The sequence below is a fragment of the Pseudomonas sp. GM21 genome (assembly GCF_000282215.1).
Classification (GTDB): Bacteria; Pseudomonadota; Gammaproteobacteria; order Pseudomonadales; family Pseudomonadaceae; genus Aquipseudomonas.
The window spans coordinates 1-20,451 of the sequence record NZ_AKJS01000040.1 but is presented as its reverse complement, the minus strand read 5'-3'; the positions used below and the strand labels follow the sequence as shown (position 1 = coordinate 20,451).

Below are 20,451 nucleotides of genomic sequence, written 5' to 3'. Positions count from 1 at the left end.
CCCCAGCCAGTGGAAGCTGCCGTCGGGCCAGCGGATACGGTGATGCATCGCTTGTTGAAGTGGCGCGCCGGCAATGACCGCATGGAACGCGTGGACGGTTTTCTCCCGGTCTTCCGGTGGCAGCAAGTCGAGGTATTCCAGATTCTCGGGTAGCGGCGTGTGCGGATCGAAACCAAACAGCGCCTGAGTCCCCCGCGACCAGCTGATCTGCCCGCGCTCGATGTCCCAATACCAGGCCCCCAGCCGTGCGCCGTTCAAGGCGGCGAGCAGTTGTGGCGCGCTTTGCCAGCTCAGCTCGGTCTGTTTTGGGTCGAGCATCTGAATACGCGGCATCGGCGGAATACGGTCAACAGATTTCGACATTGGCAACAGGCCTTGGCGGAAATGGGCGTTAAGCGCAGGGTTTCGCGGCTCTATAGTCGTAGCACGCGTTAGCCATGAGTCCCTGGCAAATCGATTTGTGCATCCAGCAAAGCCATAAACGCCCTTGCCGCATTCGATAGCGTCCTTTCGGTGTGCAAGATATAGCCTAGCTGGCGAGTCAGTTGTATGCCCGGCAACGGTATTCGTGCAACTTGTTCATCCAGCATCGTGCGCGGCAACACGCTCCAGGCCAAGCCTATTGAAACCATCATCTTGATCGTTTCCAGATAATTCGTGCTCATGGCAATGTTCGGTATCAGGCCCTGCGCTTCGAACAGCCGCTGAACGATGTGATGGGTAAAGGTGTTGCCGCCGGGGAAAACCGCCGGGTGCAGGGCGATGTCTGCCAGATTGACCGGGCCGTGGCTGATCAACGAATGCTCTGGAGCGACCACGAAATCCAGCGGGTCGTCCCACACAGGCGTTGCCTTGACCAGCGTGTGCGGCTCTGGCGCCAACGTAATCACCGCCAGTTCCGCACGGCCATGGAGGATTTCTTCGTAGGCCACTTCCGAATCGAGGAACTGAATATCCAGCGCCACTTGTGGGTAACGCCGGGTGAATTCTCTTAATAAGGGTGGCAAACGGTGCAGGCCGATGTGGTGACTGGTGGCCAGGGTCAGGCGGCCGGACACTTCGCCGGTCAGATTGGTCAGGGCGCGCCGGGTGTCGTCCAGCACATTCAGTATCTGATAAGCCCGTGGCAGCAGGGCGCGGCCGGCCTCGGTCAGGCCTACTTCACGGCCCAGGCGATCAAACAGCCGCACCTTCAATTGTTGCTCCAGCCCGGCGATACGTTTGCTGATCGCCGGCTGAGTCAGGTGCAACCGTTCGCCGGCGCCAGAGAAGCTCCCGCTCTCGGCAATCGCGATAAAGGCATTGAGGTTGGCCAGATCCATCGTTGTATTCCAGTTGGTTATCCAAAGCATAAAAAATATGAATTTGAGTTATTTAATGTAACCCCCTAGGATCGACCTCACAAGCCAAAGGGTTATTGAAATAACCCAGGGCATAGAAACAAGCTGATGAGGAACCGTCTGATGGCCGGCAAAACGCTCTACGACAAGCTCTGGGATTCGCACTTGGTCAAACAGCGCGACGATGGCTCGGCGCTGATTTATATCGATCGTCACATCATTCACGAAGTGACTTCGCCGCAAGCCTTTGAAGGCCTGCGTCTGGCCGGGCGCAAGCCTTGGCGGATCGATGCCAATATCGCGACCCCGGACCACAACGTACCGACCACACCGGAGCGCAAGGGCGGCATCGAAGCCATTGTCGACCAGGTCTCGCGTTTGCAGGTTCAGACCCTCGATGACAACTGTGATGAATACGGCATCGTCGAATTCAAGATGAACGACATTCGCCAAGGCATCGTCCACGTCATCGGCCCGGAGCAGGGCGCGACCTTGCCGGGCATGACCGTGGTCTGCGGCGACTCCCATACCTCGACCCACGGTGCGTTCGGTGCCCTGGCTCACGGTATCGGCACCTCCGAGGTCGAGCACGTGCTCGCCACTCAGTGCCTGGTCGCCAAAAAAATGAAGAATATGCTGGTGTCGGTCGAAGGCCAATTGCCGTTCGGCGTGACGGCCAAGGACATCGTCCTCGCTGTGATCGGCAAAATCGGCACCGCTGGCGGTAACGGCCATGCCATCGAATTTGCCGGTAGCGCGATTCGTGACTTGTCCGTTGAAGGCCGCATGACTATTTGCAACATGTCCATCGAGGCTGGCGCACGCGTTGGTCTGGTGGCGGCGGACGAAAAAACCGTGGCCTACGTGAAGGGCCGTCCATTCGCTCCGAAAGGCGCGGAATGGGACTTGGCCGTCGAGGCGTGGAAAGACTTGGTGTCGGATAAAGACGCCACGTTTGACACTGTCGTTGAGCTCGACGCTACCCAGATCAAGCCGCAAGTCAGCTGGGGCACTTCGCCTGAGATGGTGTTGGCGGTCGATCAGAACGTTCCGGACCCTGCGAAGGAAATGGACCTGGTCAAGCGTGACTCAATCGTGCGCGCCTTGAAGTACATGGGTTTGACCGCAAATCAGGCGATCACCGACATTCAGCTCGATCGCGTGTTTATCGGCTCCTGCACCAACTCGCGGATCGAAGACTTGCGCGCTGCTGCCGTGATCGCCAAGGGCCGCAAAGTCGCATCGACCATCAAGCAGGCCATCGTCGTGCCGGGCTCGGGTCTGGTGAAGGCGCAGGCTGAAGCGGAAGGGCTGGACAAGATTTTCCTCGAAGCCGGTTTTGAATGGCGTGAGCCGGGTTGCTCGATGTGTCTGGCGATGAACCCGGACCGTTTGGAGTCGGGCGAACATTGCGCCTCGACCTCCAACCGCAATTTCGAAGGCCGTCAGGGCGCCGGTGGTCGTACTCACCTCGTCAGCCCGGCGATGGCCGCCGCCGCTGCTGTAAACGGTCGTTTCATCGACGTCCGTGAATTGATCTAAAGGAGCGCAGCATGAAAGCTTTTACCCAGCACACTGGTCTTGTCGCGCCTTTGGATCGTGCCAACGTCGATACCGATCAGATCATTCCGAAGCAGTTCTTGAAATCGATCAAGCGCACGGGTTTTGGCCCGAACCTGTTCGATGAATGGCGTTATCTGGACGTGGGGCAGCCGTATCAGGACAACTCCAAGCGCCCGCTGAACAAGGACTTCGTCCTCAACGCCGAACGTTATCAAGGCGCCAGCGTGTTGCTGGCCCGCGAGAACTTCGGTTGCGGCTCCAGCCGTGAACACGCGCCATGGGCGCTGGAAGAATACGGTTTCCGCAGCATCATCGCGCCGAGCTACGCCGACATCTTCTTCAACAACAGCTTCAAGAACGGCTTGCTGCCAATCATCTTGAGCGACGCTGAAGTGGATGAGCTGTTCCAGCAGGTTGAAGCGAATCCTGGCTACCAGTTGCAGGTTGATCTGCAAGCCCAGACCGTGACCCGCCCGGACGGCAAGGTGCTGAACTTTGAGATTGATGCGTTTCGCAAACACTGCCTGTTGAACGGTCTGGACGACATTGGCCTGACGTTGCAGGACCATGAGGCGATTGCGACATTTGAAGCCAAGCATCGTGCGAGTCAGCCTTGGTTGTTTCGCGACGCCTGATTGATCCGAGATTGATGTAGGCCACTCTGGCCTCATCGCTAGCAGGCTAGCTCCCACATTGGATCTATGGAGTACACAAATCCCCTGTGGGAGCTGGCCTGCCAGCGATGGCGGCAGTAGAGACACCACAAGACTCACCCCAAAAAGGAAGTCCCTATGACCAGCACCGCCCAGCACACCCAGGTCGTCCAAAAGCAATTCGGTGAACAAGCCTCGGCCTACCTGAGCAGTGCCGTTCACGCTCAAGGCACCGAGTTTGCGTTGCTACAGGCCGAAGTGGCCGGGCAGGGCGATGCCCGAGTACTGGATCTGGGCTGCGGCGCCGGCCATGTGAGTTTTCACGTGGCTTCGCTGGTCAAGGAAGTGGTGGCCTACGACCTGTCCCAACAGATGCTCGACGTGGTGGCCGGTGCTGCCGTGGAACGTGGCTTGAGCAACGTATCGACGGTCCTTGGTGCCGCCGAGCGCCTGCCGTTCGCCGATGGCGAGTTCGACTTCGTGTTCAGCCGATATTCGGCGCACCATTGGAGCGATCTCGGTCTGGCGCTGCGGGAAGTTCGTCGGGTGCTGAAGCCGGGTGGCGTGGCGGCGTTCATCGATGTGTTGTCACCGGGCAGTCCGTTGTTCGACACTTACCTGCAAAGCGTCGAAGTGCTGCGCGACACCAGCCATGTGCGCGACTATTCCGCCGGCGAGTGGTTGCGTCAGGTCAGTGAGGCGGGGTTGCATACCCGCAGCACCACGCGTCAACGCCTGCGTCTGGAGTACAACAGCTGGGTTGAGCGCATGCGTACACCTGAAGTGATGCGCGCGGCCATCCGCGAGTTGCAGCAGTCGATGGGCAATGAAGTACGCGAATATTTTGAGATTGAAGCCGACGGGTCGTTCAGTACCGATGTGCTGGTGCTGTTTGTAGAAAGATAGCCACCGATCGATAGAATTTTTCCGGATGTGCCCCTGGGGCGCACCGACTGATGACATGAGGAAAGCATGAGCAAGCAGATTCTGATTCTCCCAGGTGACGGTATTGGCCCGGAAATCATGGCCGAAGCGGTCAAGGTGCTGGAGCTGGCCAGCGACAAGTACAGCCTGGGCTTCGAACTGAGCCACGACGTGATCGGCGGCGCGGCCATCGACAAGCACGGCGTGCCATTGGCCGACGAAACCCTGGAGCGTGCCCGCGCAGCCGACGCTGTGCTGCTGGGCGCCGTGGGCGGCCCGAAATGGGACACCATCGAGCGTGACATCCGCCCTGAGCGCGGTCTGCTGAAAATCCGTGCGCAACTGGGTCTGTTCGGCAACCTGCGTCCGGCGATTCTTTACCCGCAATTGGCCGAGGCTTCCAGTCTCAAGCCGGAAATCGTGGCGGGCCTGGACATCCTGATCGTCCGTGAACTGACCGGCGGTATCTACTTCGGCGCGCCACGTGGCACCCGTACCCTGGAAAACGGCGAGCGTCAGTCCTACGACACCCTGCCGTACAGCGAGAGCGAAATCCGCCGCATTGCCCGCGTCGGTTTCGACATGGCCATGGTGCGCGGCAAGAAGCTGTGCTCGGTGGACAAGGCGAACGTGTTGGCATCCAGCCAGCTGTGGCGTGAAATCGTCGAGGAAGTGGCCAAGGATTATCCGCAAGTCGAACTGAGCCACATGTACGTCGACAACGCCGCCATGCAGCTGGTGCGTGCACCGAAGCAGTTTGACGTGATCGTCACCGACAACATGTTCGGCGACATCCTGTCCGACCAGGCCTCGATGCTCACCGGTTCCATCGGCATGCTGCCGTCGGCGTCCCTGGACACCAACAACAAGGGCATGTACGAGCCTTGTCACGGTTCGGCGCCGGACATCGCTGGCAAGGGCATTGCCAACCCGTTGGCGACCATTTTGTCGGTGTCGATGATGTTGCGTTACAGCTTCAACCAGCAGGCGGCGGCCGATGCCATCGAGCAAGCCGTGAGCCTGGTGCTGGACCAAGGCCTGCGCACGGGCGACATTTGGTCGGCGGGTTGCACTAAAGTCGGTACGCAGGAAATGGGCGACGCAGTAGTCGCCGCGCTGCGGAATCTGTAATCTCTCGGGCCCGCTGCCACTTTCAACTTCGAAAGCAGCGGCCCACTTTTTTAAGAAGGTGTAGTTGCGATGAAACGTGTAGGTCTGATCGGTTGGCGCGGTATGGTCGGTTCCGTGCTCATGCAGCGGATGCTGGAAGAGCAGGATTTCGATCTTATTGAGCCGGTGTTTTTCACCACTTCCAATGTCGGTGGCCAAGGCCCGTCCGTGGGCAAGGACATTGCTCCGCTCAAGGACGCTTACAGCATTGAAGAGCTGAAAACCCTCGACGTGATTCTGACCTGCCAGGGTGGCGACTACACCAGCGAAGTATTCCCCAAGCTGCGCGAAGCCGGCTGGCAGGGTTACTGGATCGACGCTGCTTCCAGCCTGCGCATGCAGGATGACGCAGTCATCGTCCTGGACCCGGTCAACCGCAAGGTCATCGACCAGCAGCTGGATGCGGGCACCAAGAACTACATCGGCGGCAACTGCACCGTCAGCCTGATGCTGATGGGCTTGGGCGGTCTGTTCGAAGCCGGTCTGGTCGAGTGGATGAGCGCCATGACCTATCAGGCGGCCTCCGGTGCCGGCGCGCAGAACATGCGTGAACTGATCAAGCAAATGGGCGCGACCCACGCCGCTGTCGCCGATCAACTGGCTGACCCGGCCAGCGCCATCCTCGACATTGACCGTCGTGTGGCCGAAGCCATGCGCAGTGAAGCGTACCCGACCGAAAACTTCGGCGTACCGCTGGCCGGCAGCCTGATCCCGTGGATCGACAAGGAACTGCCGAACGGTCAGAGCCGCGAAGAGTGGAAGGCCCAGGCCGAGACCAACAAGATCCTCGGTCGCTTCAAGAGCCCGATCCCGGTCGATGGCATCTGCGTGCGCATCGGCGCCATGCGCTGCCACAGCCAGGCGCTGACCATCAAACTGAACAAAGACGTGCCGATTGCCGATATCGAAGGGCTGATCAGCCAGCACAACCCTTGGGTCAAGCTGGTACCGAACAACCGCGACATCAGCATGCAGGAGCTGAGCCCAACCAAGGTCACCGGCACCCTGAACGTGCCAGTTGGTCGTCTGCGCAAGCTCAACATGGGTTCGCAATTCGTCGGTGCCTTCACCGTCGGCGACCAACTGCTGTGGGGCGCGGCCGAACCGCTGCGTCGTATGCTGCGGATCCTGCTTGAGCGTTGATCGATTGAAGCAATAAAAGAACCCGTGCCTTGAAAGAGGTGCGGGTTTTTTTATTCCTCCGATCGTTCCCACGCTCTGCGTGGGAATGCCGCCTGGGACGCTCCGCGTCCCGGTTCTTTATGTGACGCAGAGCGTCAGGGGATGCATTCCCACGCGGAGAGTGGGAACGATCAGGGGAGGTGCGAATTGCCTGCACGCCACCCACCCGGTAAAGTGCCGCTCCCCCCGTTTCGCCTGAGGTAGAACCATGAGCCAGTCCTTTGATATCGCCGTGATCGGCGCCACCGGTACTGTCGGCGAAACGCTGGTGCAGATTCTTGAAGAACGCGACTTCCCGGTCGCCAACCTGCACTTGCTGGCGAGCAGCGAGTCGGCCGGGCATTCGGTGCCGTTTCGCGGCAAGAATGTGCGGGTGCGGGAAGTCGATGAGTTCGATTTCAGCAAAGTCCAGTTGGTGTTTTTCGCGGCCGGCCCGGCGGTGACCCTCAGTTTCGCCTCGCGTGCTAGCGCCGCCGGTTGTTCGTTGATCGACCTGTCTGGCGCTTTGACCGCCGATCAGGCGCCGCAAGTGGTGCCGGAAGCCAATGCCGAAGTATTGGCTGGTTTGAAAAAACCATTCCAGGTCAGTAGCCCGAGCCCGTCGGCCACCACCCTGGCGGTGGTGCTGGCGCCGTTGCTTGGGGTGATCGACCTGCAGCGGGTCAACGTAACCGCCAGCCTGGCGGTCTCCGCCCAAGGGCGCGAAGCAGTGACGGAGCTGGCTCGGCAAACCGCCGAGTTGCTGAACGTGCGTCCGCTGGAGCCGACATTCTTCGATCGGCAAATGGCGTTCAACCTGCTGGCTCAGGTCGGCAAGCCGGATGAGCAAGGCCATACGCTGCTGGAAAAACGCCTGGTGCGTGAGTTGCGGCAGGTGTTGGCGCTGCCGTCATTGAAGATTTCCGTCACTTGTATTCAAGCCCCGGTGTTTTTTGGCGATAGCTTTAGTGTGACGTTGCAGTCTGCGAGTGCTGTCGACCTGGCGAAAGTCAACGCGGCGCTGGAAGATGCGCCCGGTATCGAACTGGTCGAGGCCGGCGATTATCCGACCGCGGTGGGCGATGCGGTGGGGCAGGACGTTGTGTACGTTGGTCGGGTTCGCAGCGGTATCGACGACCTGTCGGAACTTAACGTGTGGCTGACGTCAGATAACGTACGCAAAGGCGCCGCGCTCAATGCTGTGCAAGTGGCTGAATTGTTGATAAAAGACCTGCTGTAAAAGATACTTGGCAACAATTCGCACAATGGTTCCAGGGCAAGCGTCAGGCTTGGCCGCAGTGCTGCAGGAAAGCCACCCAGTGGGGCTTTGCGGGGGGCTGCAAGAAATGATCGCGCGCGATGACACGTCGACGCCGCGCGCAATGCCTTACGGCAGCGACTATCAAGACCTTCTCGCTGGCCGAGGAATGTTCAAACAAAGGATGAGGCTATGGTTCAAGTTCGCAAACTGGTGTTAGCAATTGCGGCCGCCTCGGCGCTGTCCTCCGGCATGGCACATGCCCTCGGGCTCGGGGAGCTGACCCTGAAGTCGACGCTGAACCAACCCTTGGTGGCGGAAATCGAGCTGCTTGACGTCAAGGACCTCACGGTTGCCGAAGTGGTACCGAGCCTGGCCTCACCCGAAGACTTCGCCAAGGCCGGTGTCGACCGCCAGGCATTTCTCAATGACCTGACCTTCACACCGGTGCTCAACGCCAGTGGCAAAAGCATCCTGCGGGTGACTTCCAGCAAACCACTGTCCGAACCGATGGTGAAATTCCTGGTTCAGGTGATGTGGCCAAACGGTCGCCTGTTGCGCGATTACAGCGTGCTGCTTGATCCGTCCAAATTCTCGCCGCAAACCGCTGAAGCGGCTGCGCAGCCAGCACCGACTCAGACCGTCACGGCCCCCGTGACCGGTGCCACCCAGCCGTCTCAGCACACCACCACGCCACGCGATACCCTGTGGGAAATCGCCGCGAAGGCGCGCAACGGTGGCTCGATTCAGCAAACCATGCTGGCTATCCAGGCGCTGAACCCGGATGCCTTTATCGACGGCAACATCAACCGCCTGAAAACCGGTCAGGTGCTGCGCCTGCCGGATCAGGCGCAAGCCACCAGCCTGCCACACCCCAAGGCAATCGCTGAAGTGGCCGCCCAGAACACCGCGTGGCGCCAGGGTCGTCGTTATGTGGCGAAACCCGCCACCGGCCAGCAACAACTCGATGCCACCAAGCGTGGTAACGCTGACGCCGGTACTGCACAAGACGCCAAGGACAAGCTGAGCCTGGTCTCGGCCGAATCCGGCAAGGCGGGTGGCAAAGGTGCAGCGGGCGATGCCAAGAATCTGAGCAACAAGCTGGCCGTGACCCAGGAAAGCCTCGACACGACGCGTCGTGACAACGCTGAACTGAAAAGCCGTGTGACTGATTTGCAAAGTCAGATGGACAAGCTGCAACGCCTGATCGAACTGAAGAACAATCAATTGGCCAAGTTGCAGGCCGAAGGGGCGGCGGGAGCACCTGCTGCAACGGCTGCTCCGGCTCTATCGGCTGAGTTGGCCGCCAACCCTGCGACGGCTCCGGCTGACGCAGCACCGGCTCCGGCGGCACCTGCGCCGGAAACCGTCGCTGCACCTGTCGACCCGACAACCGAGCCAGCACCGGCGGTCTCCGACGACCAGAAATTCAATGAGCTGCTGACCAACCCGTTCCTGTTGGGGTTGATCGGTGGTGGCGCGGTGGTTCTGGCGCTCTTGTTGCTGTTGCTGGCACGTCGCCGCAAAGCTCAGCAGGAAGCCGAGAAACACCTGCGTATGGCCCGTGCCTTGTCCGAAGGGCAGGATTTTTCCTTTGACAGCGACCTGCCGGAAACCAGCTTCGACGGCCTGGAAGTGCCACCTCCGAGCGTAAAACTCGCCACTGCGCCGGCTCCAGCACCTGCGCCAGCGCCAGCACCCGTGATTGCGCCGGTTGTAGTGACTGCGCCAATAGCGGCGCCCCTGGTGTCACCTGCCGCCGAGCGTGATGAGGATGTCTTGAGCAAAGCGCAGTCGCACATCACGGCCGGTCGCCTGAACCAGGCTGCCGCGTTGCTGGAAGACGGCATCAAGCAAGAACCACAACGCAGTGAGCTACGTTTGAAGCTGATGGAGGTTTACGGTCAGCAGGGCGATCGTGATGCGTTCGTGGGCCAGGAGCGCCAGCTGGTCGCCAACGGCGACAACTTCGCCCAGGTCGAAAAACTCAAGGCGCGCTTTCCGGCCATGGTCGTGGTCGCTGCAAGTGGTCTGGGCGCTGCGGCCATTGCCGCAGAACTGGACGCTCAGTACGTCAAAGACCTGCTGCTGGACGAGCCGCAAGCCCCGGCGCCTGCCGATGACGACTTCGATAGTGCATTCGACTTGAGCCTGGACGATCTGGAAGCCGCTTCGCCGGCTGCGGTTGCGCCAGAGGCAGACACGTCGACCGAGCTGGATGAGTTTCCGCTGGATGACGATTTGAGCTTTGAGTCGGTGTTGCAGCAGCAAACCGAAATCAAGGAAAACCTCGACGACCTGTCGGATTTCGATCTGGACATGGATCTGGGCGCAGAGCCGTCACCGGCCATCCTCGCTGAAGACGACTTCTTGCTGGATCTGGACGAAGGCGTGAAGGATTTGCCTGTCGTGCCTGAAGTGCTACAAGACGATCTGGAGCTGCCTGCCGATTTTGATCTGTCGCTGGCTGATGAAATGGACGTGATTCCGACCGAGCCTCGGGTTGCTGACATTCAGGACGACTTTGAAGCTGAGCTGGATGACGTCAACGCCGAACTGGATCGTTTGTCCCAGAGCATTGGCGAGCCGAGCTTTACCGCAGAAGACGCCATGGCTTCGGCGGCTGACGAGCCGGACTTCGACTTCCTCTCAGGTACGGATGAAGTCGCGACCAAGCTCGATCTGGCCCAGGCCTACATCGACATGGGCGACAACGACGGTGCTCGGGACATTCTCAATGAGGTGCTGACCGAGGGCGATGACGGGCAAAGGACAGAAGCCGAGGAAATGCTTTCGCATCTGGCTTGAGTGATCCCTCGGCAGTAAACAAAACGGCAGCCCATTGAGGCTGCCGTTTTGTTTTCGCGGTGAGTCGGCGGTGTTCTGTCTAATGCCATCGCGAGCGGGCTCACTCCCACAGGGGTATGCATTTCAATGTGGGGGGGCAATCAACAAAAGACACAGGCCTCTGGCATCCCGGTCCATCGGCCTTATAATGCCCGCCTTTGCGCACATCAGCAGGCTGTCACCCCTTGGCAAATATAGATAATCCGGCTGCCGAAATGGCGGCCGAGGGCTTTTTCCGGATCGCATTGGGCGTTGAATACAAAGGTTCACGCTACCGTGGCTGGCAACGCCAGGCCTCCGGCGTGCTCACCGTGCAGGAAACCCTTGAGAAAGCTTTGTCCAAAGTCGCCGATTCGCCGGTATCGTTGCTGTGCGCCGGACGAACGGACGCCGGTGTTCATGCGTGTGGCCAGGTGGTGCATTTCGATACGCAGGTCGAGCGTTCGATGAAGGCCTGGGTCATGGGCGCCAATATCAATTTGCCCCACGACGTCAGCGTCAGTTGGGCCAAGGTCATGCCGGCGCATTTTCATGCGCGGTTCAAAGCCATTGCGCGGCGCTACCGCTATGTGATCTACAACGATCAGATTCGTCCGGCGCACCTCAACGAAGAAATCACCTGGAATCACCGCCCGCTGGACGTCGAACGTATGGCCGAAGCGGCGCAGTACCTGGTGGGAACCCATGATTTCAGTGCGTTCCGCGCCGGGCAGTGCCAGGCGAAATCGCCGATCAAGGAATTGCATCACCTGCGCGTCACGCGTCACGGCAAGATGATCGTGCTGGACATCCGCGCCAGTGCGTTCCTGCACCACATGGTGCGCAACATTGCCGGTGTGCTGATGACCATCGGTACCGGCGAGCGTCCGGTGGAATGGATGAAAGAGGTGTTGGAAAGCCGCATTCGCCGTTCCGGCGGTGTGACGGCGCATCCGTTCGGCCTGTATCTGGTGCAGGTCGAGTATCGCGATGAGTTCCAATTGCCCGAGCGTTACATTGGCCCACACTTCCTGACCGGTTTCACGGAACTTGACGGCTGACGCCCTCGAACGCATTTGTTACCATCCGGGACTTTCCGGGATTTACGCTGAGGATTTATCGACATGTCAGCCGTTCGCAGCAAGATTTGCGGGATCACCCGCATAGAAGATGCGTTGGCGGCGGTCGAGGCCGGGGCCGATGCCATCGGGTTTGTGTTCTACGCCAAAAGCCCCCGGGCCGTGACGTTTCAGCAGGCGCGCGACATCATCAAGGCGCTGCCGCCGTTCGTCACCACCGTGGGGTTGTTCGTCAATGCCAGTCGTTGCGAGCTGGGCGAGTTGCTCGATGCCGTGCCGCTGGACTTGCTGCAGTTCCATGGTGACGAAACGGCCGCCGAGTGTGAAGGCTGGCACCGGCCGTACATCAAGGCGTTGCGGGTCAAGGCGGGTGATGACATTGCGGCAGCCTGCGATGCGTTTCCCAGCGCCAGCGGCATCCTGCTCGACGCCTATGTAGAAGGTGTACCGGGCGGAACTGGCGAAGCATTCGACTGGTCTCTGATACCACAAGGCTTGAGCAAGCCGATCATTCTGGCGGGCGGTTTGACCCCCGATAACGTCGCCGGGGCGATTGCCCGGGTCCGGCCGTATGCCGTGGATGTCAGTGGTGGGGTAGAGGCGAGCAAGGGCATCAAGGATCACGCAAAGATTCAGGCATTCATCAAGGCGGTACATACCTTGATGTGACGGCTGGCAGACTGCCGCCGTCCACAGGCATGGCTGAGGATTTATGGGTTGTACGCAGGTCGCTTTAGCTGACCCGGCCACCCGATCAATCATCGCCACACATATGAATTTAGCTCAAGGGCATACGCGGGGCTGCGAACCAGAGCGTTCGGGCCGCCGGTACTGGAGAAAGAAAGCATGAGCAACTGGTTAGTAGACAAACTGATCCCTTCGATCATGCGTTCCGAGGTCAAGAAGAGCTCGGTGCCTGAAGGTCTGTGGCACAAATGCCCGTCTTGCGAGGCTGTGCTGTACCGTCCAGAGCTGGAAAAGACCCTGGATGTTTGCCCCAAGTGCAACCATCACATGCGTATCGGCGCCCGCGCCCGCATTGATATCTTCCTCGACGCTGAAGGCCGTGCCGAACTGGGCGCGGACCTGGAGCCGGTTGACCGTCTGAAATTCCGTGACGGCAAGAAGTACAAGGATCGCCTGACCGCCGCGCAGAAGCAGACCGGCGAAAAAGACGCACTGATCTCCATGAGTGGCACCTTGCTGGGCATGCCGGTTGTGGTGGCGGCCTTCGAATTCTCCTTCATGGGGGGGTCGATGGGTGCCATCGTTGGTGAGCGTTTTGTTCGCGCCGCCAATTACGCGCTGGAAAAGAAATGCCCGATGATCTGCTTTGCCGCTTCCGGTGGTGCGCGGATGCAGGAAGCCCTGATCTCCCTGATGCAAATGGCCAAGACCTCTGCGGTGTTGGCGCGTCTGCGTGAAGAAGGCATTCCCTTTATCTCGGTGCTGACCGACCCGGTCTACGGCGGCGTTTCCGCCAGCCTGGCGATGCTGGGTGATGTCATCGTCGGCGAGCCAAAAGCCCTGATCGGCTTCGCTGGCCCGCGCGTGATCGAGCAAACCGTGCGTGAAAAACTGCCGGAAGGCTTCCAGCGCAGTGAATTCCTGCTGGAGCACGGTGCCATCGACATGATCATTCACCGTCAGGAGCTGCGTCCGCGTCTGGGCAACCTGCTGGCGCAAATGATGGGGTTGCCGACGCCGAAATTCGTCGCTGCGCCAATCGAGCCAATCGTGGTTCCGCCGGTACCTGCGAACCTATGACCGAGCGCACCCTTGGCGAGTGGCTCGCCTACCTTGAACAGTTGCACCCTTCGGCCATCGACATGGGTCTGGAGCGTTCGCAACAGGTAGCGTCCCGCATGGGGCTGGGCAAGCCGGCGCCTCGGGTGATCACGGTCACCGGCACCAACGGCAAGGGTTCAACCTGCGCATTCGTGGCCTCGTTGCTGCGAGCGCAGGGCCTGAGCGTTGGTGTCTACAATTCTCCGCACCTGCTGCGTTACAACGAGCGCGTGCAGGTCAATGGCGTCGAAGCCACGGATGGCGCGCTGTGCGAGGCGTTCGCCGCAGTCGAGGCCGGTCGTGGTGATACGTCCCTGACGTATTTTGAAATGGGCACCCTGGCGGCGTTCTGGCTGTTTCAACAGGCCGGTCTCGATGCCGTTGTGCTGGAAGTCGGCCTGGGCGGGCGTCTGGATACGGTCAATGTGGTGGATGCCGACATGGCGCTGGTCACCAGCATCGGCGTCGACCATGCAGATTATCTGGGTGATACCCGTGAGTCTGTGGCCTTCGAAAAAGCCGGCATCTTCCGTCAGGGCGCGCCTGCGCTCTGTGGTGATCTGAGTCCTCCACAACCGCTGCTGGACAAGGCGCGGGAGCTGGCTTGTCCGTTTTTCCTGCGTGGTCGCGATTTTGACCTCGGCGTGACTGATCACGACTGGCAATGGCGCGGGCTCGACGCGCAAGGGCGAGTGGTCGAGTTGCACGATCTGCCGTTGCTCGATCTGCCGATGGAAAACGCCGCATTGGCCCTGCAGGCCTATCTGCTGCTCGGTTTACCTTGGGTGGATGCACAGATTATTGATGCGCTGAAATCGACGCGGGTGGTGGGGCGTCTCGACCGTCGTCAGTTCGACTGGCAGGGCAAACGCCTGAACCTTTTGCTGGATGTGGGACATAACCCGCATGCCGCTGAATACCTGGCTCGCCGCTTGGCCACTCGACCGCTGACCGGCAAGCGCCTGGCGGTGTTCGGTTTGCTGGCTGACAAGGATCTGGATGGTGTTGTCAGTGAATTGAGTGCTAGTGTCCAGCATTGGGCTGTCGCGCCGCTGGACTCACCGCGTGCGCGCCCGGTTGCCGATTTGCAGGCTGCGTTGCAGAACCTTGATGCGTCGGTAACATCCTATGACAGCGTGGCGGCAGCCCTGGAAGGGCAGAGCGCGCTGGCGACGAGCGACGACGAGATACTGTTGTTCGGATCATTTTATTGTGTCGCCGAGGCCCTTGAATGGTTGGCCCGGCGCTCCACGGAGGAAGCGGCAAATGGCATTGCTGGATAAGGCCTACAAACAACGCATGGTCGGCGCTCTGGTGCTGGTAGCGCTGGCGGTGATTTTCCTGCCGATGCTGTTTTCCCGTCAGGATGAGCAGCGTCAGGTGACGGTCGATGCACCCGCGATGCCGCATGCTCCTGAGTTGCCGCAAGTCCAGGTTGAACCAGTAGCGGTGCCTGAGCCGCAGGTGCTGCCTCAAGAACCTGTGCCGAGCGATGATGAGATCGCTCAGCAGGAAGCGCCGTTGACGCCCGTTGCACCAGTTGCACCAGTTGCCCCTGTCGCGCCGGCGCCTGTCGCCAAGCCAGTCGTCCCGGTACCTGCGCCAGTCGCCAAGTCTACGACGCCGCCCGCTCAGCCAATCGCGGCTGCAGCGGACAGGCCGGATACCACGCAAAGTCGCATCGATGCCAATGGCCTGTCGATCAGCTGGTCGATTCAACTGGCCAGCCTGTCGAATCGCCAAAGCGCGGAAAGCTTGCAGAAAACCCTGCGCAGTCAAGGCTATAACGCCTATATCCGCTCGGCCGATGGCAAGAATCGAGTGTTCGTCGGGCCGCTGATCGAGCGTGCCGAAGCCGATCGTCTGCGCGACTTGTTGAGTCGCCAACATAACCTCAAGGGTTTTGTTGTGCGCTTCCAGCCTGAGCGTGGTTAAAAACTATCGCCCCGATTTGAAATGCACTGACAATCGCCGCTTACCGATCAGCATGGGCTCTGCTAAAATGCGCCGCCTTATCCGTCTGTAGGCTGCACTGTGCCATTTACCTGGGTTGACTGGGCGATCGTTGCAATCGTCGCCATCTCCGCATTGATCAGTCTGAGCCGCGGCTTCGTCAAAGAAGCGTTGTCGCTAGTGACCTGGGTCATTGCAGGAGCCGTTGCCTGGATGTTCGGTGGTTCATTGTCCGAGTACCTCGCCGGATACATTCAAACACCGTCGGCTCGTGTGATCACGGGCTGTGCCATCATGTTTGTCGCCACGTTAATCGTAGGCGCAATGATCAATTATCTTATCGGCGAGTTGGTTCGCGTCACCGGGCTTTCCGGGACCGATCGATTCCTCGGCATGGCCTTCGGTGCCGCGCGTGGCGTGTTGCTGGTGGTCGTGGCGGTCGGGCTGTTGAGTCTGGGGCCGGTACAGCAGGACGGGTGGTGGAAAGAGTCACAGCTCGTGCCAAAATTTCTATTGGTCGCAGACTGGTCCAAAAACCTGATTCTCGGGTGGAGCAGTCAGTGGCTTGCCAGCGGTATCAGCGTACCCGCTGAGATACCGTTCAAGGAGCAACTCTTGCCGATGGCCAAAACGCCTCAGTGAGTGTTGTTCAGTTCAGATCCATTAAGTAGGGGTTGCGTCGCATGTGTGGCATCGTCGGTATCGTCGGTAAGTCGAACGTCAATCAGGCGCTGTATGACGCGCTAACCGTGCTCCAGCACCGCGGCCAGGACGCTGCCGGTATCGTGACCAGCCATGATGGCCGGTTATTCCTGCGCAAGGACAACGGGCTTGTGCGTGACGTGTTCCATCAACGTCACATGCAGCGCCTGGTCGGCCACATGGGCATTGGCCATGTGCGTTATCCGACCGCAGGCAGCTCGACCTCGGCCGAAGCTCAACCGTTTTACGTCAACTCGCCGTACGGCATCACCTTGGCGCATAACGGCAATCTGACCAACGTTGAACAGCTGGCCAAGGAGATTTACGAATCTGACCTGCGCCACGTCAACACCAACTCCGATTCGGAAGTCCTGCTGAACGTGTTCGCTCACGAACTGGCCCAGCGTGGCAAGTTGCAGCCGACTGAAGAAGACGTTTTCGCCGCTGTTACGGACGTGCACAACCGTTGCGTCGGCGGCTACGCGGTCGTGGCGATGGTGACCGGTTACGGCATCGTCGGTTTCCGTGACCCGCACGGCATCCGCCCGATTGTCTTCGGTCAGCGCCACACCGACGAAGGCGTCGAGTACATGATCGCTTCCGAAAGCGTCTCCCTGGACGTACTCGGTTTCACCCTGATTCGCGACCTGGCACCGGGCGAAGCGGTCTACATCACTGAAGATGGCAAGCTGCACACCCGTCAGTGCGCAACCAACCCGTCCCTGACCCCGTGCATCTTCGAACATGTCTACCTGGCGCGTCCGGATTCGATCATCGACGGTGTTTCGGTCTACAAAGCCCGTCTGCGCATGGGCGAGAAACTCGCCGAGAAGATCCTGCGGGAACGTCCGGACCACGACATTGATGTGGTCATCCCGATCCCGGACACCAGCCGCACCGCGGCCCTGGAGCTGGCGAACCACTTGGGCGTCAAGTTCCGCGAAGGTTTCGTGAAGAACCGCTACATCGGCCGGACTTTCATCATGCCGGGCCAGGCAGCACGTAAAAAATCCGTACGCCAGAAGCTCAACGCAATCGAGCTGGAATTCCGTGGCAAGAACGTCATGCTGGTGGATGACTCGATCGTTCGCGGCACGACCTGCAAACAGATCATCCAGATGGCTCGCGAAGCTGGCGCCAAAAACGTCTACTTCTGCTCCGCCGCACCGGCCGTTCGCTACCCGAACGTCTACGGTATCGATATGCCGAGCGCTCACGAGCTGATCGCCCACAACCGTTCGACCCAGGACGTGGCTGACCTGATCGGCGCTGACTGGTTGATCTATCAGGACTTGCCTGACTTGATCGAAGCGGTCGGTGGCGGCAAGATCAAGATCGACAAGTTCGATTGCGCGGTGTTCGATGGCCAATACGTCACCGGCGACGTCGACGAGGCTTACCTGAACAAGATCGAGCAGGCACGTAACGATGCCTCCAAGGTCAAGACGCAGGCAGTCAGTGCGATCATCGATCTGTACAACAACTGAGTTTCTACCGGCCCTGAGGGGCCGGTTTTGTATCTACTAAACGAGTAAGGCAAGGAGTGAGAGCATGAGTCAGGATTGGGATGCCGGTCGGCTGGACAGCGACCTTGAAGGCGTAGCGTTCGATACCCTGGCCGTACGCGCCGGTCAGCACCGCACGCCGGAAGGCGAGCACGGTGATCCGATGTTCTTCACCTCCAGCTACGTATTTCGTACCGCTGCCGACGCGGCGGCACGCTTTGCCGGTGAAGTGCCGGGCAACGTCTACTCGCGCTACACCAACCCGACCGTGCGTGCGTTCGAAGAGCGTATTGCTGCGCTGGAAAGCGCCGAGCAAGCCGTGGCCACTGCCACCGGCATGGCTGCGATCATGGCGGTGGTGATGAGCCTGTGCAGCGCTGGCGATCATGTGCTGGTTTCGCGCAGCGTGTTCGGTTCGACCATCAGCCTGTTCGAAAAGTACTTCAAGCGCTTCGGCATCGAAGTCGATTACGTGCCTCTGGCGGACCTGTCCGGTTGGGACGCGGCAATCAAGACCAACACCAAATTGCTCTTTGTCGAATCGCCGTCGAACCCGTTGGCCGAGCTGGTAGACATCGCCGCGCTGGCAGAAATCGCTCACGTCAAAGGCGCGATGCTGGTGGTCGACAATTGCTTCTGCACCCCGGCATTGCAGCAGCCGCTGACAATGGGCGCGGACATCGTCGTGCACTCGGCAACCAAGTTCATCGACGGCCAGGGCCGTTGCATGGGTGGTGTCGTGGCCGGTCGTAGCGAGCAGATGAAAGAAGTGGTCGGTTTCCTGCGCACTGCCGGGCCAACCCTCAGCCCGTTCAACGCCTGGATTTTCCTCAAGGGCCTCGAAACCCTGAACCTGCGGATGAAAGCGCATTGCGCCAACGCCCAGCAACTGGCCGAATGGCTGGAACAGCAGGATGGCATCGAGAAAGTCCATTACGCTGGCCTGAAAAGCCATCCTCAGCACGAGCTGGCCCAGCGTCAGCAGAAAGGTTTCGGTGCGGTGGTCAGTTTTGAGGTCAGGGGCGGCAAAGAGGGCGCGTGGCGCTTTATCGATGCGACCCGCCTGATTTCGATCACGGCCAACCTGGGTGATACCAAGACCACCATTACCCATCCGAGCACCACCTCTCACGGTCGTCTGGCGCCGCAAGAGCGGGAAGCAGCGGGCATTCGTGACAGTCTGATTCGCATTGCGGTCGGCCTGGAAGATGTGGCTGACCTGCAAGCCGACCTGGCGCGCGGGTTGGCAGCCTTGTGATCGAGTTGTCCACGCCGACAGTCGGGTCCAGGGGCCGTGTTGCACTGGTCACCGGTGCGGCACGCGGCATTGGGTTGGGGATCGCGGCCTGGTTGATCAGCGAAGGCTGGCAGGTGGTGCTGAGCGATCTGGATCGGGTGCGCGGTTCGAAAGTGGCGAAGGTGCTGGGTGACAATGCCTGGTTTATCGCCATGGACGTTTCGAACGAAGGGCAGGTGGCGCTGGGTGTTGCCGAGGTGCTGGGACAATTCGGGCGCCTGGATGCGTTGGTGTGCAACGCGGCGGTGGCCGATCCGCATAACATTACGCTGGAAAGCCTCGATCTGGCCTACTGGAACCGCGTGTTGGCGGTGAACCTCAGTGGGCCGATGCTGTTGGCCAAACACTGTGCGCCGTACCTGCGCGCGCACAGCGGTGCGATCGTCAATCTGGCCTCGACCCGCGCCGGGCAGTCGGAACCCGACACGGAGGCTTACGCGGCGAGTAAGGGCGGTTTGTTAGCGCTGACTCACGCTCTGGCGATCAGTCTTGGGCCGGAAATCCGTGTGAATGCGGTCAGCCCAGGTTGGATCGACACGCGAGACCCTTCTTTGCGGCGTGCCGAGCCACTGACCGATGCCGATCATGCCCAGCATCCGGCGGGCAGGGTAGGGACGGTCGAGGACGTCGCGGCGATGGTGGCGTGGCTGCTGTCGAAAAATGCCGGTTTTGTCACGGGCCAGGAGTTTGTGGTCGATGGTGGCATGACCAAGAAGATGGTCTACAAGTAAGCTGCGAGTCTCAAGCTACAAGCCGCAAGTAAATGCGAGCCCGTGCACTCCCGAATACGCAATCCTGCTTTTACTTGCCGCTTGAAGCTTGTGACTTGAAGCTGTTTTGAAAAAACTTCAATCCTGCTATTGACTTAGGTTCGGTACCTGCGTAAATTTCGCGGCCTCGGAGATGCAAACGGGTGATTAGCTCAGCTGGGAGAGCGTCTGCCTTACAAGCAGAATGTCGGCGGTTCGATCCCGTCATCACCCACCACTTCCGAGAGTCTTGCGAAAGCAAGATGGAAGCTGTTAAAAGCCTCCACCGACGCGCAGCGGTAGTTCAGTCGGTTAGAATACCGGCCTGTCACGCCGGGGGTCGCGGGTTCGAGTCCCGTCCGCTGCGCCATATTTTCCGGATCAGATTTATCTGGTTCGAGATTGAAAAGCTTCTGAGTTTTCAATCAGACGAGTTACTTGGGCGAAAGTCCAAAGCGATACGCAGCGGTAGTTCAGTCGGTT

At 59.9% G+C, this 20,451-nt stretch carries 18 protein-coding genes and 2 tRNA genes; 18 read left to right on the top strand and 2 right to left on the bottom strand.

What is annotated here, in order from left to right:
- Both PMI22_RS21645 and PMI22_RS21650 read right to left on the bottom strand, forming a co-directional pair.
- The coding region (locus PMI22_RS21645; protein WP_007944119.1) for a PAS domain-containing protein at positions 1-363 on the bottom strand (363 nt) is incomplete at its 3' end.
- 68 nt (positions 364-431) lie between these two features.
- On the bottom strand, positions 432-1,322 hold the full coding sequence (locus tag PMI22_RS21650; RefSeq protein ID WP_007944118.1) for a LysR family transcriptional regulator: 891 nt from the start codon (positions 1,320-1,322) through the stop codon (positions 432-434).
- 141 nt (positions 1,323-1,463) lie between these two features.
- On the opposite strand from PMI22_RS21650, the gene leuC reads away from it, so the two are divergent.
- The 18 genes from leuC to PMI22_RS21740 all read left to right on the top strand — a co-directional run bounded on the left by leuC (position 1,464) and on the right by PMI22_RS21740 (position 20,338).
- Complete coding sequence (gene leuC / locus PMI22_RS21655; protein WP_007944117.1) at positions 1,464-2,882, top strand: 3-isopropylmalate dehydratase large subunit; 1,419 nt, start codon at positions 1,464-1,466, stop codon at positions 2,880-2,882.
- A gap of 11 nt (positions 2,883-2,893) precedes the next feature.
- Positions 2,894-3,538 (top strand): 3-isopropylmalate dehydratase small subunit, encoded by a 645-nt coding sequence (gene leuD / locus PMI22_RS21660; RefSeq protein WP_007944116.1) that lies wholly within the window; start codon positions 2,894-2,896, stop codon positions 3,536-3,538.
- Positions 3,539-3,694: 156 nt separating this feature from the next.
- Positions 3,695-4,462, top strand: a complete 768-nt coding sequence (locus tag PMI22_RS21665) for a class I SAM-dependent methyltransferase (RefSeq protein ID WP_007944115.1) — start codon at positions 3,695-3,697, stop codon at positions 4,460-4,462.
- Between the two features lie 66 nt (positions 4,463-4,528).
- Entirely contained in the window at positions 4,529-5,611 is a 1,083-nt protein-coding gene (gene leuB / locus PMI22_RS21670) for a 3-isopropylmalate dehydrogenase (protein ID WP_007944114.1), read from the top strand.
- Between the two features lie 69 nt (positions 5,612-5,680).
- Complete coding sequence (gene asd, locus PMI22_RS21675) at positions 5,681-6,793, top strand: aspartate-semialdehyde dehydrogenase (RefSeq protein ID WP_007944112.1); 1,113 nt, start codon at positions 5,681-5,683, stop codon at positions 6,791-6,793.
- 247 nt (positions 6,794-7,040) lie between these two features.
- Positions 7,041-8,051 carry an aspartate-semialdehyde dehydrogenase gene (locus PMI22_RS21680; RefSeq protein WP_007944111.1) on the top strand — a complete coding sequence of 337 codons (1,011 nt, stop codon included), beginning with the start codon at positions 7,041-7,043 and terminating at the stop codon, positions 8,049-8,051.
- Positions 8,052-8,261: 210 nt separating this feature from the next.
- Complete coding sequence (locus PMI22_RS21685) at positions 8,262-10,877, top strand: FimV/HubP family polar landmark protein (protein ID WP_007944110.1); 2,616 nt, start codon at positions 8,262-8,264, stop codon at positions 10,875-10,877.
- Between the two features lie 254 nt (positions 10,878-11,131).
- Complete coding sequence (gene truA, locus PMI22_RS21690; RefSeq protein WP_033048943.1) at positions 11,132-11,956, top strand: tRNA pseudouridine(38-40) synthase TruA; 825 nt, start codon at positions 11,132-11,134, stop codon at positions 11,954-11,956.
- Positions 11,957-12,019: 63 nt separating this feature from the next.
- Complete coding sequence (locus PMI22_RS21695) at positions 12,020-12,643, top strand: phosphoribosylanthranilate isomerase (RefSeq protein ID WP_007944108.1); 624 nt, start codon at positions 12,020-12,022, stop codon at positions 12,641-12,643.
- A gap of 177 nt (positions 12,644-12,820) precedes the next feature.
- Positions 12,821-13,741: an acetyl-CoA carboxylase, carboxyltransferase subunit beta gene (gene accD, locus PMI22_RS21700; protein WP_007944107.1), complete on the top strand. Its 921-nt coding sequence runs from the start codon at positions 12,821-12,823 to the stop codon at positions 13,739-13,741.
- Positions 13,738-15,045 (top strand): bifunctional tetrahydrofolate synthase/dihydrofolate synthase, encoded by a 1,308-nt coding sequence (gene folC / locus PMI22_RS21705; protein ID WP_007944106.1) that lies wholly within the window; start codon positions 13,738-13,740, stop codon positions 15,043-15,045. The genes accD and folC overlap by 4 nt, the downstream gene beginning before the upstream one ends.
- Complete coding sequence (locus tag PMI22_RS21710) at positions 15,029-15,697, top strand: SPOR domain-containing protein (protein ID WP_007944105.1); 669 nt, start codon at positions 15,029-15,031, stop codon at positions 15,695-15,697. Before folC ends, PMI22_RS21710 begins: the two co-directional genes overlap by 17 nt.
- A 99-nt stretch (positions 15,698-15,796) precedes the next feature.
- Positions 15,797-16,357: a CvpA family protein gene (locus PMI22_RS21715; protein ID WP_007944104.1), complete on the top strand. Its 561-nt coding sequence runs from the start codon at positions 15,797-15,799 to the stop codon at positions 16,355-16,357.
- Positions 16,358-16,398: 41 nt separating this feature from the next.
- The gene (gene purF, locus PMI22_RS21720; RefSeq protein ID WP_007935163.1) at positions 16,399-17,904 is read left to right on the top strand and encodes an amidophosphoribosyltransferase; all 1,506 of its coding nucleotides are present in this window, start codon (positions 16,399-16,401) and stop codon (positions 17,902-17,904) included.
- Positions 17,905-17,968: 64 nt separating this feature from the next.
- Positions 17,969-19,180 (top strand): O-succinylhomoserine sulfhydrylase, encoded by a 1,212-nt coding sequence (locus PMI22_RS21725; RefSeq protein WP_007944103.1) that lies wholly within the window; start codon positions 17,969-17,971, stop codon positions 19,178-19,180.
- Positions 19,177-19,950, top strand: coding sequence for an SDR family oxidoreductase (locus PMI22_RS21730; RefSeq protein ID WP_007944102.1), 774 nt, complete (start codon positions 19,177-19,179; stop codon positions 19,948-19,950). Before PMI22_RS21725 ends, PMI22_RS21730 begins: the two co-directional genes overlap by 4 nt.
- Before the next feature lie 180 nt (positions 19,951-20,130).
- Positions 20,131-20,206, top strand: a tRNA-Val gene (locus PMI22_RS21735).
- A 55-nt stretch (positions 20,207-20,261) separates the two neighbouring features.
- Positions 20,262-20,338, top strand: a tRNA-Asp gene (locus PMI22_RS21740).
- The last annotated feature ends 113 nt before the right edge of the window (positions 20,339-20,451 follow it).